Here is a 16473-nt window from a genome sequence, read left to right on the forward strand (position 1 = left end):
TTGTTAACCTACTCCTTTCTGTTAATCAATGAGGTCTTCCGTTGAGTCTGATATTCTAGATGAACTTTCTTGCCAATATCTGATTACATCTCCAGATTGTAAAGGCTCACTTAGATTAAATACTTCATATTTTCGTCTAAACTTAGAATTGGTTACTGTTTCGATAACTTCACCATCTCTTATAAGCTCTAATTTGCCTATTGAATCAGCTGACATTTGTTGGATGTAAATCCTCTTATCACCTGCAAAAGGTTTTTTAATCAAAAGTTTAATTTCTTCTGCATTTTCATCACTAATAATTGTATCTTTATCAAATGATTGTTTTACCCATATGAATTTTTCTGCTTTTGGATCTGTATCATCTGGATCAAGAGTTTCTTCTACTAGTGTTACTTTTTGCCAGCCATTAAATATTGCATCAATGGTCTTTTCCAATACAACTGGTGTTGGTATCCTTACTTCTGTATTCTTTTTGACATAGTATTTATCATTGTTTGGAATGTATAACTTGTCATCATCAGATACTTTGAAGGTTACTAGAACCATTCCCTCAGGTTTTTCTTTTTCTATTTGATTATCATCTGTCACATCAGGATCTACCGGTATAACATCTGCTTCTGGCTCGTATTGTGCTATAAATTCAATGTCTTTTCCTTGAAGTTTAAGTTCTTTATCCCATCCAGAGTTTGCATCTTTTGCTTTGTAATATTTATCTGGAGTTATTGTTGGAACATTTAATCCTTTCTTAACTGCATCTTCAAAGCTTAGATCTTTTGCAACTTTGTAAGTTCTTTGACCGTTAAGGTCTCCATGCTCACCTTTGCTGAATGTTACTTTGATAAATTGTTCTTCAACAGGGTCGCCCTCGTTTATCTCTTGAACTGGGTCTTGCCAGAATGCAATTAGTGTTTTATCTTCTGTTATTGGACTTGTTAGGTCAAAGTAAGCTTCTTGACTTTCTTTGCCCTTTTCTTTCCAACCCATAAAGACTTTTCCATCCTTTGTTGGTGGTGTAAATTCTGCTAATGTACCTTGGTGAGCAACTTCTTGGCTATCAACATCGCTTCCGCCCATTGAGTTGAAGATTACTTTATGTTTAGATGTTGTCCATTGAGCTGTTGCTGTTCTTGCTTTTTCAAGTGTAACTTGATCGCCTGGTTGGTAAATTTTCTCATCTTCATCTAACTTCCAGCCTGCAAAACTCGCGTTTGGTTTTTTAAGATTTCCAGCTCCTGCTAGTCTGACTGTTGCTCCATATTTTGCTGTTACATTTGCTGGTAAATCTCCAGTTACATCTGCTCCGCCTTTGTTATAAGTCAATGTTACTTGACCAGCTTGGAACATAGCTACATGGATTTTTTCATCTGTGATTGGATTTTCTTCATCGATGCTTTCTTGCCATTTATCAAATACATAGTTTTCTGCAGGAAGTGTTTCTGGAACTTTTAGTTCTTTTTCGACAGGCGTTTCATTTTTACCTAACACTTTTAGCTTAATGCCAGCTTTTGGATTTACATAGTAAATTATTACTTCTTTATCTCCTTCAAGCTTGCCCTTATTTGCATCTTCTGTTTTGAATGTAACCTTAACATAACCTTTTGGTATTTCTTGGTTAGGGTCATCGGTTTTTTCTACTATGTCAGCAGATTTTTTAAAGTTAAATGTAAATTCAGTTTCTTTAGCAGTGAATTTTGCTTTTAATTTTTTACTTTCGCTTGTATCCCAATCTCCGTTGATAAATCCAATATTTGGAGTTTTTGTAATACTATCAGCAGATTCTTTCATATCTACTTCAACTTCTGGGGATACATAGTAAACTAGGTTGCCTGATAGGCTTCCGCCTTCACCTGCTTTGAAGATTACTTTTACATAATTTTCAAGAGCACCATCTGGTCTCTTACCAGGTTTTTCTTCTGGAATTATGTTCTTGTGAACTTCTACTGGTACTTCTACTGGTTTTTCATTTGTTCCAACTTTTGAACCGTCAGTGTATTCAATGATTACTTTTGCCTTACTCTCTCCCGGATTATTTACATCTGGATTTTTAACAATTGTAATTTTTGCAATAGTTTTTCCTTCTGGAGGAGTGATCTTTTCTTTGATTTCATCTACTGTTGGAGTTTTTCCTTGTGGGGTGTGAACTTTGTCAGTAGTTGGTAGTAATTCTTTGATTGTTTCAGCTTTTATAGAATATTTTGCAATGATTGTTGTATCTTTTACAAATTTTCCTACTATCTTATCTTCCCAAGTTCTATCTTTTTCTTCACTTTCCCACTTAGAGAAATTCATAGTGTATTTTGTAGTATCAGTTGTTATTGTTTTACCAGTTGGGTTTTTAACGTCTATAGCTACTTGTCTATTTGGGTTAACCCAGAATGTCTTTTCGAAGACTGTTATATCTGTTGCCTTATCTGTTGTCTTTACTATTACCTTTACATATGAATTTGGTACAGGTGGTTTCTTATTTGGATCTGTTTGCTCTACAACATCTTTAGCGTCAACTGGTTTAATGACTGTTTCTTCTGTAAATTTATGACGTTTTCCAAAGTCATAGTTGCCATTTTCCTTACCGTCATCATTTTGTTTTACTATATCAGCTGTCCAATTTATAAAACTTGATGAGCCATCAGCTTTAACTTCTGGAATACTTACCCAAGCTTTTGGATTTACATAGTAAACCTTGTTGTCCTTGGAGTTCATATCTCCAGTAGGAGCTACTGTTACTTTTACATATTCTCCAGTAATATCTTTTAGATCGCTTGATTCTGCATCTTTTAGGAATAGTGGTTTTGCTGTTCCTGTAAGGGCTTCGTAAACATTCTTGTAAATTTTTACTGGTATTTCAAGTTCTTGAGCTTCTGTTCCATCTTTGAATGTAGCTTTTACCTTGATATTTACTGTACGAACAAGTTCGTCTTTGTCAGCTTTGTTTTGTTCATTTACTAGTTTAAATACATCTTCATCTGTTTTTAATTCTTTTCCATCTTCGTCAAAGAATTTTATTTCAGTTCCAGCTGGTAGTGGTTTTTCTTGGTCTTTTTCTTTCCAAACAAGTTGTTTCTTTAAGTCCTCAATCTTTGGAGCAAAGTCGTTTGTCCATTTACCATTAGGATCTTTGTAGGCTTCTGTTCTTACTAGTCCACTTGCGCTTAGTCCTGACCAATCAAAGTAAGCTGTGAATGTGTAAGCTTCGTTGATAATTGTATTATCATTTAATAAAGCTCTATTGTCCCATTTAGTAAATTTCTTACCATTTTCTGGCCTGATGTAATATTTGTCAGCTTCTTTGCTTTCGCCTTCTTTTAGTTCATTAGGAACTGGAAGTAGGTCTGATTTTAGTCCCTTAATTACATCGTAGTTAAGTTCTGTAACTTTCTTTCCATCTTTGTCGGTAAATGCTCCACCCTTGTCTGCCTTAAAGGTTACTCTTACATATCCATCTGGTACTGGGTCATCTTTATTCGGTACGTCGATTACTCTAACGTCTTTATAATAGAAGGTAATTTCATCTTTGCCTGTTCCATTGATGCCTAAAAATTCGTTTGTGTCTTCGTTAACATCAAAGAATAGTTGTTGTTGTGGGGCACTTGTTAGCACCCAACCTGGTATAGGTCTGTAGTTTCTTGCATCATAATGACGGTTACCATTTTTAACTATTTCTTGGTCGATTATTTTACCATCTTTTTCGTTTGCGTTTCCTTTAAATCTTTCATCTATATAGTTGACCTTGTATTCTCTATGTCTAAATGGTCTGTAGAAGAATTTAAAGACGTTGTTTTTAAGTTTTGGATTATCTTCCAATTTGTTAGTTTCTGTATTTAAAATCTTTTCAGGCTCTACTTTGAATGTTTGGAAGAAAGAGTTATTTAAGCCAACTCGCTTATTATAATCTTCGTATTCTGTCTTCAAATCGCCTGTTAATTTTTTCTCTAGTTCATCATGTGGAGCAAGTAAGTATTTATCGTCTTGTCTATCTCCAGTTGCTGCTACTAGATATCCAGAACGCTTATCCTCAAGGGTATCTTTCTTTGGATTAGGCTTTTCATTTTCATCTAATTTGTAATCATCGTCTAAGAAATAATGTTCGATTTTTACATCTACTCTTTGGTTTGGAACCCAAATTGCTTTTAGATAAATTGGGCTTACAACATCGTTGCCGAAAGAGTAAAGTTCTGGAACCTTATAGGTTTCTCTATAAGAGTTGTCGATTTCATCTGTATAGTCGCCCTTATCATCTTTTTTGTATTGGATTACTTCCCAACCCATAAAGTCGTAACCTTTTTTAGTAGGTTTAAATTTTGGTTCTACAAGTTTTTGTCTTTGAACAACTGTAAATACTTGCTTGTCGCCATCGTTTGTTTCTTTTATAGGGAATGTTTTAGTTTCGTCTTGTACTATGTCGCCTACTTGAATGGTCTTGCGGCTTGTGGTTAAATTTTCTTCTTTAATAGATCTTAGGTTTCCACCGTTTGGATCGAAGGTTACCTTCCATTGGTAGTCTGGCTCGCCCCACTTAGCATAAAGGTTAAGTGGGTGAGTAGGCATTGTTTCCTTAGGATTTTCCCAGATAAGTTTTGTGCCAGCAGGGTCTAGTGCCCAGCCCTTGAATACCATTTGGTCTGAAAGACCTTCTGGTCTTTTAACTTTTAACTTGCCATCTTTAGGATCTGTGAAAACAAGGTCAGTAAGGCCTAATTTTTGTAAATTTTCCGGATTATCCAATAGGTTTTTCGGGTCTTCTTTGAAATACTCCCTATCTTCTCTTTCTGTGTCATTATCTATTAAATTAGGGCTTAGAACCTTTAAAGGAAATTCATAGAAAGTGTCTAATTGATTTGTAGAATTAAATTCACTATCGTCCTTAATCTTAGTTGGGTCGTAGTTAAACCTTAGTGGATACTTGTTACGTTTGTAATGGAATTGTAGGTAGCCATTTTCTGTAAATTCTTGACCACCTTCTTTTACATCTCCAAAATCGTCTTGATCGCTATAGAAAGCGGGGATAAAGTCCAACTGACCTATAGGTAATTTGATCCCTTGGTTGTTGTAGTATGACCCACAATTGTTAGGTGTGATTTCATCACGCTCGTCGTTTAGGTCATTAATTTCTTCTTCATTCACACGGCCATTTTCCTCACTACCCTCTTCTATTACTGGCCAAGCTTTTTTAGGGTCGTAATCATGAGGGGTAAAGCCTGTAACTTTAGGGTACCTGTGGCCATATTGCAAGCCAGCAGTATCCGCCTTAGTTCTAACAAGATCGTAACGTATGATAGTTTCTCCTGGCTTAAAGCCGTCCATCCAAAAGTCCATGTGGTGAGGGATAGAAGGATGATCCTGTTTTATACCAAAGGAAAGAATTTTATAATCGAACCAATTTAAATCGATTGTTGTGCCATCGCCCTTATCTATGTGCTTAGTATAGCCGCCCCATTTGGTGTAGTTAGTCATGTCCAAGAATTCATCGGCATTTAATCTATAAGGAGGTGTGTCTAAATGAAGAGGCCAATTTGCATCATCATAGTTTGGACCCCAACCAAAGCTTTGGTAGCCAGGTGTGAAGCCCTTGGTTTGCTTAGCATCATTTGGCCACTTATACATCATCTCATTGAATCTTGCCTTGTAGTGGTATGGCTTACCAGGACCGCCTAACATGACAGATTCTCCTTTTTTCGTATCGTATCCCCAAATTTCAGGATAGATGGTGTTTTTTTCAGGTTGTGCATTGGACTTAGTAAAGTATAGGTCGTAGACTTGTCTGTCGTAGTAGATGTTGTAGACAGTCTTGCCTGTTGCATCAACAGACTTAACTAAGTTTACATTTTCAGGGTCCTTGTTTTGGTCATGAGTTAAATCTTGGTTGTAGACAAAGAACTTGTTTAGATAAAGATCTTTGCCACGATTAAATCTATCGCCAGCCCATATCTTATTTAGACGGGCTTGGTTTAGGTCTGGAAAGACTATGTCTTTTACAGACACGTTATCAAGGTCTGGCCTCATACCTGTGTCTTGGTCTTTATAAACACGAGTACCCATGAAGTCATATTTATCCATTAGACTTGCACCATCTGCATGGTCTGATTTTTCTGCCCAGAATTGGATAGCATAGTCTGCCTTTTCCTTGTCCTTCCATACTGCTGTAAAAGTAATCTTTTCTGCAGGCATTTTGATATTTACGTCTAAGTTTTCAATAAGATCGCCACTTCCATCTTTAATTATTTCATTTGCATTAAATGTTTTTCCATCTGTTGTTGTTAGTGTCACAGACGGCATCCAACCAAGGAAGTCGCATCCTGTTTTTTTAGGGATACTCTTTTGATCAATTTTTGGAATTGTTTGTTCATAATAAAGTGTACGATTTGGAAGAGCTGTGCCGCCTTTTGTGTCAAAGTTAACATCGTAGTGGGCACGATTGTAGCGGTACTCTAGTACAAAGTTCTCAGCATTTTCTGGAACTTGCATAATAATAGAATCAGCTTCTGGAACAAAACCCTTTCTATCTTTTTCTTCCAAAGCTGTTACTTCCATTGTTGAACCAGTATTACCGTTTTGGGAAGTAATAAACTCATGCTTTTTTATTTCTTCATCGGTTGCTTCTTCTGGTGTATCTTCACCTTTTTTAATCAAAGTTCCCTTAGTACCATCAGAATGTGTAATGGTTCCATCAGGATTTGTGTACTTAGAAAAATCTTCAAGATCTTGAAATACATGCTTTACTTTGATTTTATTTGCCTTAGCTTTGTATTTGTAGTATTCTTCTGCTTGGTATCTTTTTCCATTGGCATCATTGCCAGATTCATTCTTACCTTTTGCTGCATTTTTTACAGTATCGTAATCTATTGTGTAAGTATCATCAAGATGTGATTTATCGTAGCCTGCAAGCTCTGGAAGTGTAATTTCCTTGTTTACCTTATCTTTTTCTGCTTTTGTAGCAGCCTCTCCTACGCTTGCAATATAAGGTTGGTAGTTTATTCTATATTTTTCTCCATTTTGTACCTTATAATCTTTACGTAAGGTGTAAATATTTGGCTGTTCAGGATTTTTGATTAAATCTGCTGCGCTTTGACCTTCTTTAGGCTTTGCAGGTTTTACAGGATCCAATTTGTTTATGATTTCTGACTTATCTTTAGTAAGGTCGTTATAATTAACCTGTGCAAAAATCTCAATTGGAGTAGAAAAAACCATCATTAGGACTAGATTCCATACTAACAGTTTTTTAAAAAAGTTCTTCATTTTGCCCTCCATAATTTAGTTTTTTATATTTATAATTAGTAAAGTTTTGAAATGTCAACTAGTACCATATGAAATATCTTTAGTAGAAGTTTTAATTTTAGCTTTTCTGAGATTTTAATTGAAAAAAATTACTTATATCATGCTAACTAAAAACACTTATATATGTTGTTAAAATTTGTATTATCCTATAAAATTTCAAATTATATTTTCTTAACAAAGCATATACATAAGTAATTTTTTATAAATATATTTATGTTATTATCAAGAAAACTTTGCAATTACAAGAATTGATCAAAAATTATACTTTAAGTACAGTTTGCTTTTCTCTCCTTTCTTTTTTATTAGATTTGATCATTTCTTATATAATTTCTAATTTTTTCTCTTATGGATTTTATTGTACGAAAAGATTTATAAGCTATGAAAATCCGACTAAAAAGGTCGAATATCAAGTCAGAATCTCCCTTAAGCTTTAAAATCAAAAATTTTTTCTTAAATTTTTAAACTTACTTCCTTATTACATTTACAATTTCTTATTAATTCATTATAATTTCAAAAAAATATACAAGTATCCACTTTATATAAATATTATAGTATTCTTTGACATATTAATCAATATTTTTTATAGAAAATCAAATATTGGTTTCTAGTATTATCAACGATTTTGGGTTTTTGCAATAGAAAAAAAGGTCATCGAATAGACCTTTTTTATTTTAAATTATAAATGCTCCTTTTTTATCGATTTCAAGTGCTCGGACCTTGTAAGAATTTGATAGATTTTTTAATTTTTCTCTTATTTCTTTTTCAGAAGACTGATCTTTTGATTTTAAAATTACCATAATTGTCGATCCAGCGCCGCTTAGATAGTGGCCTAAAGCTTTTGATTCTTCGATAATTTTTTCGATTTTTTCTATTTCTGGAATGAGTTTGTATCTGTAAGGCTGGTGGATCTTATCTTCTAGGGCGATTTTTAAATTTTCTTCATCGCCAGAAATTAATGACAAGATCAACATTGAAACTCTTGAGATGTTGAAAACCGCATCTTCCTTGCAGTAATTTGTAGGAAGTGCGCTTCTTGCATCTTTTGTTTGAAGTTTAAATTCTGGAATTATTGCCAAAAATTTAAAATTATTTGAAATTTCAAATTTTTCCACATAAACTTTATCATCTGCAAGTATTGAAGCATTTGCTCCTCCAAATATTGCTGGAGATACATTATCTGGGTGGCCTTCTATTTTGCTGGCGAGTTTTAGGATTTCTTTTTTGTTCAAATCTCTTTGCATTAGAGAAAAGGCAGCAATTATTCCCATTACTATGCAAGCTGCAGAAGACCCAAGTCCTCGTGATTGGGGGATATTGGTATCAAGGTCAATTTCTATTGGAATTATCTTTTCTTTGTAGTAATCAAAGGCGTATTTGTAAGCCTTATAGATTAAATTTTCTTTTAGATTGTCTTTAAATCTTTCTTTGTCAGTTGTTAAGTTAATTTCACAGGTATTATATAATCCTATACCAAGACCAAGTGTATCAAAGCCTGGCCCAAGATTTGCTGAACTTGCTGGCACAGAAATTCGCTTGCCACGTTTTGCAAATTTTAAGACTTCTGTTTCTATTTCATTTTTTGAAATTTTATTATTATGAATAATTTTTTTATCTTTTAATTTTTTTATTTCACTTGGAATTTTTACTTTAGTCTTTTCGTAGAGTATGTTTATATTTTCAAATTCGTCAGCTGAAATCTCTTCACCAAGGGCTTTTAGTACTGAAGATGAAAACTTGTATGGACTTGCTGTTGATAAAATTACAGTTTTTTCTAGACCTAATTTATCTACGATATTTTTTGCGACTGCCGTGTGGGGATCGATCAAATAGCCTTCTTCTTTATAAACTTTTCCTATGGTTTTTTTTGTTTCTTCATCATTGGCATAGCCACAAAAAAATTCGTCAAAATCACCATCAAAGGAAAAGATATTCGAATTTTTTAGCTCTTTCATCTTTTCTTTAACAAGATCATCGGAAGATTTATGATAAATTAATCTTTCGAGGTTTGAAGAAACTAGGATATCCATTGATGGAGAAATTGTCTTTTTAAGCGCTCTATTGGCATCGTAAGTTCCGCTTGTAAAAAAGTCTGTTAGAACATTATTTGCATTTGATGCAATTACAAGTTTTTTTATTGGCAGGCCCATCTTTTTTGCGTAATAGCCAGCCAAAATATCGCCAAAATTACCCGTTGGCACACAATAACTTATCTTTTCTCCACTAGATATTTTGTTATTTTTGAGTAAATCGGCATATGAATAAAAATAATAAACTATTTGTGGCAGCAATCTTCCGATATTAATTGAATTTGCAGAAGAAAGATAGATATTTTCTTTTTTTAATTCTTCATTGATTTTTTTATCATTAAATATTTTTTTTACAGCTCTTTGAGCATCGTCAAAATTTCCATCAATAGAAATAACTTTGGAATTTAGCGAAGCTGTTGTATCCATCTGCATTTTTTGAATTGCACTTACACCTTCTGTTGGATAAATAACCAAGATGTCTATTCCCTCAGTATTATGAAATCCTTCAAGAGCAGCCTTTCCAGTATCGCCGGATGTAGCTGTCAAAATTATAGTCTTTTCCTTAATTCCTAGAGTTCTTTTGGCATATGACAATAAATTTGGTAAAAGGCAAAGGGCAAAATCTTTAAAGGCAGAGGTTTTTCCATGGAAAAGTTCAAGATAGTAATCTTTGTGATAGGAAACTTTTACGATCTCATCCTCAAAACTTCTGTATGATTTTTCTATAAGCTCTAAAAGCTCATCCTTGTCAAAATCTGTAAGATAAAGCGATAAAATCTCAAGAGCAAGGTCGGTGTAAGATAAATCCAAGTGCTTCATTATGTCAAATTCCGGGAAAAACTCAGGTACAAATAGTCCTCCATCATCAGAAATTCCTTTAATAATGGCTTCTTTTGAGGAAATTTTTAAATTTGAATTTCTTGTCGATGAAAATTTCATATTTCCTCCTCTATTTTCGCAATAAATACCTCGTTAAGATCTAAAATAGCAGCCTCTAGCTTATCAAGACTAGTTTTTTTTGTAATTATATGGTGGTCACCAGCTAAAATTTCATCTTGATCGATTAAATCTTCTAATTTTGAAGAAATTTTAGAAGTTCTCAGATAATATTTTCCAAGACAATTATTTTCCAGATCATAGGAATTGGTACCATCATAAAATGTTTTTATTTCTCTAGCTGAAAGAATTCTTAAAAGGTCACGGATAATTGCATCGGCAGTTTCTAATTTCCCTGCTCCAGGTCCTTTTAATTCATAGGAAGAAAAATTTTCTCCCCAAACTTTTATAGCATTTGATCCTTTGAAAGTCTTTGCAAAGAAATTATCCTTTAAAAAAGTTGGAATTACTGAAATATCTATCTTTCCACCATCCAACTTTGACTTTGCAAGTAGTCTAATTGAATAACCCATTTTCTTTGCATAATCCAAATCAGATTTTTGTATAGTTGAAATTCCAAATGTCAAAATGTCTTCTTCCTTGATTTTTGCATTATATAATAAAGAAGATAGAATTCTAATCTTTCTCATGGCATCAAATCCACCAACATCAGCTGTAGGATCTGCTTCTGCATAGCCCAGATCTTGGGCTTTTTTTAAAACCACATCGTAGGATAAGCCTTCTTTTTCCATCATTGATAGAATATAATTGCTAGTTCCATTTAATATGCCACAAATTTTATTTATATCATTAAAGAAAACTTCTTCCATCATTGGGTGAATTATTGGAATTGCAGCTGCAACTGAAGCTTCATAAGAAAAATAAACATTGTTTGCTCTAGCAAGTTCGTTTAATTCTTCAAAATATTTTGAAACAACAGCCTTATTTGCACTAATTATATTTTTGCCAGCTTTCATCAGAGAAAGGATTCTCTCATAAGTTTCTTCAAGGCTTGATGTAACATCAATTACTGTGTCCACTTCTGAATTTAAAATTTCCTTGAAATTATCTGTAAAAATCAAATTTTTATTAAGTGGAGATCTCTTTTTGGATTTATCTTTTATTAAAATTCTATCGATTTCTATGTCAAAATTGTTTTTTAAGAGGGATTTTCTTTTTTTATAAAGGATTTCTTCTACACCGCTTCCTACAGTGCCAAAGCCCATTATTGCAATTTTCAAATTAATCCTCCAAGACTTTCTTAGCAATCTGCACTGCGTTAGTTGCAGCTCCCTTTCTTATATTATCGGCACAGCACCAAAGATTTATGCCATTTTCAACTGTAAAATCACGTCTAATTCTTCCAACGAAAACTTCATTTTTGCCAGCTGCATTAATGGCCATTGGATAGATTTCATTTTCTATATCATCTTGAAGAACCATGCCAGGATATTCTGAAATGGCTTTTTTTACATCTGAAATTTCAAAAGGCTTTTCTACTTCAACATTAATTGAGATTGAGTGAGAATATTTTACTGGAACACGAACTGTTGTTGCTGTTACTAGAATTGAATCGTCATGAAGAATTTTCTTTGTTTCGTTGATCATCTTCATTTCTTCTTTTGTGTAGCCATTTTCCAAAAATACATCTATTTGTGGGATGCAATTGTTGATAATTGGATATTTATAGGCAAGTAAAGTTCCATTTTCCAAGTCGGAAATTCCCTTTAGGCCAGATCCTGACACAGATTGATAGGTTGAAAAAATTACTCTTTTTATTTTGTATTTGTCGTGAATTGCTTTAAGTGGTAAGACAGATTGGATTGTTGAACAATTTGGATTTGCGATTATTCCCTTGTTATTTTTTATATCTTCCGGATTTATTTCAGGTACAACTAAGGGAACGTCTTTATCCATCCTAAAAAAAGAGCTGTTGTCGATAACTGTTGCCCCAGCCTTTACAGCAAGAGGCGCAAATTTCTCACTTACAGAACCACCTGCAGCAAATAGGGCGATTTTTATATTTTTCCCAAAAAAAGAATCTTCTTTTAATTCTTCAACAATGTATTCTTTACCGCAATAATTTATTTTTTGTCCGTCAGATTTTTTTGAGCTAAATAAAAATAAATTATCAACCGGGAAATTTTCTTCACTTAAAACCTTTAACATCATACTACCAACAAGACCAGTAGCACCAACTACTGCAACATTAACTTTCATCCTTAATCCTCCTTGTAAAATTCTTGGTAAATAGAACGTATTGCCTTTTCAAAATCTTTAGTTTCAACACCGATAATAATATTAATCTCGCTAGATCCTTGGCTTATCATCTTGATATTTACACCTTCTCTCGCAAGAGCGGTAAAAGTTCTTGAAGAAACACCCTTTTCATTTATCATGCCACGACCAACAACAGCGATGAGGGAAATATCTCTTTGCCAAGAAATATTGTCAACATTTAAGTAAATTTTAAGCTCTTCAAGCACCTTGTTTAACTTTGGCGTGATATACGAATCAGAAACGATAACAGAAACAGAATCAATGCTTGATGGCATATGTTCGATTGAAATATCGTTAGACTCAAAAACTGTGGTTAGTTTTCTAAAAAAGTCCTTTTCGGCATTCATATTTATTTTTTCAATATTTATAACTGTAAAACCTTTTTTGCCAGAAATTCCAGTAAGAATATTTTTATTTTTACTATCACACTTAGATAAAATCAAAGTTCCTTCTTCATTAGGTGCATTGGTGTTTTTAATATTAATTGGAATATTTTTCTCCCTTAAAGGAAATATCGCCTCCTCGTGAAGAACCTTAGCTCCCATATAAGAAAGCTCACGCAGTTCGTTGTAGGTAATAGTTCCCATTGGAGCAGGATTTTTTACTATCTTTGGATCTGCAACCAAAAAGCCAGACACATCGGTAAAGTTCTCATACATTTCAGCATCGACAGCAGAAGCAATAACAGAACCTGTAATATCAGAACCGCCACGTGAAAAAGTTTTTATCTTTCCGTCTTCACAAGCCCCATAAAAACCAGGTACAACTGCTCTTTCGTGTTTGGATAAAATATTTCTAATATTTTCCTGCGATTTGGCAATATCTAAAGATCCATCAGCAAAAACTATCAAATCCTTTGCGTCAACAAAATCATATCCCAAAAAACAAGCAAGGACTTTTGCGCTCATAAACTCGCCACGACTTATAACAAAATCATAGCTTGCACCATTTTCAATCTCTTTTTTAATCCCAGCAAGAATACTATCAATATCAATATCCAAAACAAGATCATCAACAATATTTTTATAAACATTCTCGATGATCTTGTAAACTTCGTTAAAATTTAAATCATGGTCACTTAGTTCGTGACACATAGCCAAAAGGTCAGTAACCTTGTGCTTGTTTTGAGCGCCTTTTCCGGGCGCAGAAACTACGATGTACTTTCTAGCCTCATCTTTTAGTATAATATCCTTAACTTTCTTAAGTTGAATAGAATCGGCAAGTGAACTACCACCAAATTTTGCAACTTTCATTTTTTTCTCCTTTATAAAATAAACAATCATCAAATTTATCTTGATCAAAAAACTAAAATATCTTATAAATTTAAAATAATCCAATAAAAATATTTTTACGATTATATAACAATTTATCTAGATTGTCAATTAGTGAGGAAAAGTGCCAAAAAAAGTGACGATTTATTCAAGAATAATTAATTATAAATTCACTTACTCAAACTTTCTCCTAAATTATAAGCATTTTCTAAATCTTTAGAAAAGTATTTATCATGAAAGGCTATCTTTTTTGACTCATCAAAACTTTTCATATCAAATTTTGAGTAGTCTTTCACCTGCAATGTATTATAAGATGAATAAATAGATATTTCTCCATTTAGAATCTTAAATTCCCTAGCATAATTTTCAAACTTTTCCCTATACATCTTGTCATAGAATTCTTTTGTGGAGTTCATAGTAACAAATAACCCAACATTTACTCTGCCCTTAAAGTAATTACTATAGTCGTCATATGACAATGCAGAAAAATGCAATCTTTCCATAAATGCAAAATATTTGCTTGTTGGTCTAGCTAAGTAAATAGGCGTACCTATAAGCAAGGCATTAGCGGAAAAAACCTTATCGATAATCTCAGAAAGATCATCTTTCCAATAGCAACGACATCTTTCAACATCTTTTCTTTTGCATTGCATACAGCTTCTGCAACCTGTAAAATTTAAGTCGTATAAATCAATATATTCTACTTTAGCACCAGTTGCTTGTGCACCTTCTTTTGCTGATTTTAAAAGTTTAGCAGTATTCCAGTTTTTTCTTGGACTTGCGTTTAATATAATTGTCTTAATAAATATTTTCCCCTTTTCTTAATTATTCATTATAATATTAATTCCTTATTTGCAATATACTAATTACAAGTAAAAATTTAGAAACTTTTGGCATTAATTGAACTCTTATTAAAGATAGGCTATATTAGCATATGTTATTAATCTATTGTGAAGTATTATCTTCTAATCTTACGCCTTCCTCCATATTATTTTTTATCTTTCTGTAAATATTCAAATGGATTTCATGGTTAAAATTTTTAATTAAAATGTCATAGGAGGCATCAAAAAAATTTTTTACACTTTTTTTGGCACTAATGTCAGCCATCGTATATATTATATAAATCCCCTGCAAAATTGCTTTAGTAACCAAAGGATCTCCAGCCGAATATGAAATAATTTGGCTGAAGCCAAGATATAATTCATCCTCCACAGAATAGCTTTGGTATATCACTTTTACATCTTCATTTTCTTTTAAGATTATAAAATGATTGCCTTCAGACAAAAGTTTGCCAAGAAGAGATGACATTTTATTTATACACACAATTGCAGTATTTGGGTCATTTGTTCCAGGGCTTAGAGCCATATTAGCAATTTCTGTTAGATTTACAATTCCACCATGATAATCTTCTTGCCTATCATTATAAATATTTATTAAAAATAATGGACTTATCTTTTCTCCTAGTTCTTTGTTTTCATCATCTTTTATATCATGCTGAAATATTTTTAGATTCCCCAAAGCTTCTCCCTTGGTAATATATTCACCAATTTTCTTATTTATGATTAATTCTGCTTTTATACCTTTAAGGACATTTAAAATTTCATCAGCTTTTATTTCAAATAGATAACCCGAACTTTCAGCTATTATAGGTATTTCTATAGATTTTTTATTCTCTTTGTATTGATTAGCTTTTTTTCTAAGCTCTACTTCTTTATCAATTAATTTCTCACAGTCATCATACACAGACTCTATAATATTTGAAACTTTGATGTTATCAATAACCTCTCTAGAAAAAGCTATAAAACTAAGCATAGCAATAATTGAATAAGCAATTCCGATACTTCCAGCAGCCACATGTTGATCTGGACTTAGATCTTGTAAAAGCAAAATACTAATTACTGAATAAAAGAATCCACTTACAAATATACCATACAAACCAAGAACCCCAGTTCTATCTATAAAATTTTGAAGCATCCTTGGTGATATACTGCTACTGTATTTATTAAGCACAGTGACAATTGTTGTAAAACAAAAAATACTTATTGTTAGATATATTCCAGATATATTCGAAAGAAAATTAACAGAAACTTCAACAGACAACAAAAATTGTTTGGGTATATAGGATTTCATAGTAGGGTATTTTAGATCAAAAATCCATGTAATTAAAAGTAATGATATGGTTAGTAATAAAAATTTTGACATCTTTAAAAGATTCTTTTGATTGAAAAACCATAATTTAATTTTAGAAAACATATTTTCTCCTTCTTATAATTATTTTCTTACAGGAAATATAAAATCAGCAATTCCTTTTGTTTCTATAACTTGGTTTATTTTAAAATAATCTTACCTAAGTTTTTCATAAAATTTTAATTGTAAATCATTTATTACATTATATCACGTATTAACATCTTCATGTAACCTTAAGAATATTTGAAATTTAATTAACATATGAATTTTGCATAAAAAAATCGCAAGTTTTTAGCTTACGATTTTTTTATTTATTGTGTATTGTGTTAAGGAATTTTTTTCGTTTCTTTGTGCTATTTTCCGAGTAAAACTCCCACACAGGGGATAATCCTCTCAGAAACTTTCAGTTTCTTCGCTTAGTTTTGTGCTAGCCCGTCTGGTTTTGGTAAGCCCCTCCACGGAGTGGTCTCGAAAATTACCGATGCGAAAGCATCGGTCACACAATATGATGGGACTAACGAAAATCGCAGTTTCACTGCTCTCCGCGCTCTGCGCTATTT

At 32.7% G+C, this 16473-nt stretch carries 7 protein-coding genes; all 7 read right to left on the bottom strand.

What is annotated here, in order from left to right; all coding sequences use genetic code 11:
• Window positions 1–21: 21 nt before the first annotated feature.
• The 7 genes from GAN53_RS01015 to GAN53_RS01045 all read right to left on the bottom strand — a co-directional run bounded on the left by GAN53_RS01015 (window position 22) and on the right by GAN53_RS01045 (window position 15979).
• A complete protein-coding gene (locus GAN53_RS01015; protein ID WP_151409189.1) occupies window positions 22–7233 on the bottom strand; it encodes an InlB B-repeat-containing protein in 7212 nt (2403 codons plus the stop codon).
• A 710-nt stretch (window positions 7234–7943) separates the two neighbouring features.
• Entirely contained in the window at window positions 7944–10238 is a 2295-nt protein-coding gene (gene thrB, locus GAN53_RS01020; protein ID WP_151409190.1) for a homoserine kinase, read from the bottom strand.
• Window positions 10235–11416: a homoserine dehydrogenase gene (locus tag GAN53_RS01025; RefSeq protein ID WP_151409191.1), complete on the bottom strand. Its 1182-nt coding sequence runs from the start codon at window positions 11414–11416 to the stop codon at window positions 10235–10237. Before GAN53_RS01025 ends, thrB begins: the two co-directional genes overlap by 4 nt.
• Window position 11417: 1 nt before the next feature.
• Window positions 11418–12395: an aspartate-semialdehyde dehydrogenase gene (locus tag GAN53_RS01030; protein WP_151409192.1), complete on the bottom strand. Its 978-nt coding sequence runs from the start codon at window positions 12393–12395 to the stop codon at window positions 11418–11420.
• Window positions 12396–12397: 2 nt separating this feature from the next.
• Window positions 12398–13708, bottom strand: coding sequence for an aspartate kinase (locus GAN53_RS01035; protein WP_151409193.1), 1311 nt, complete (start codon window positions 13706–13708; stop codon window positions 12398–12400).
• Window positions 13709–13896: 188 nt separating this feature from the next.
• Window positions 13897–14535 carry a flavodoxin family protein gene (locus GAN53_RS01040; protein WP_318655657.1) on the bottom strand — a complete coding sequence of 213 codons (639 nt, stop codon included), beginning with the start codon at window positions 14533–14535 and terminating at the stop codon, window positions 13897–13899.
• 136 nt (window positions 14536–14671) lie between these two features.
• The gene (locus GAN53_RS01045; RefSeq protein ID WP_151409195.1) at window positions 14672–15979 is read right to left on the bottom strand and encodes a DUF2254 family protein; all 1308 of its coding nucleotides are present in this window, start codon (window positions 15977–15979) and stop codon (window positions 14672–14674) included.
• Window positions 15980–16473: the final 494 nt, after the last annotated feature.

It is taken from the genome of Anaerococcus sp. Marseille-P9784 (assembly GCF_902500265.1).
Lineage (GTDB): Bacteria > Bacillota > Clostridia > Tissierellales > Peptoniphilaceae > Anaerococcus.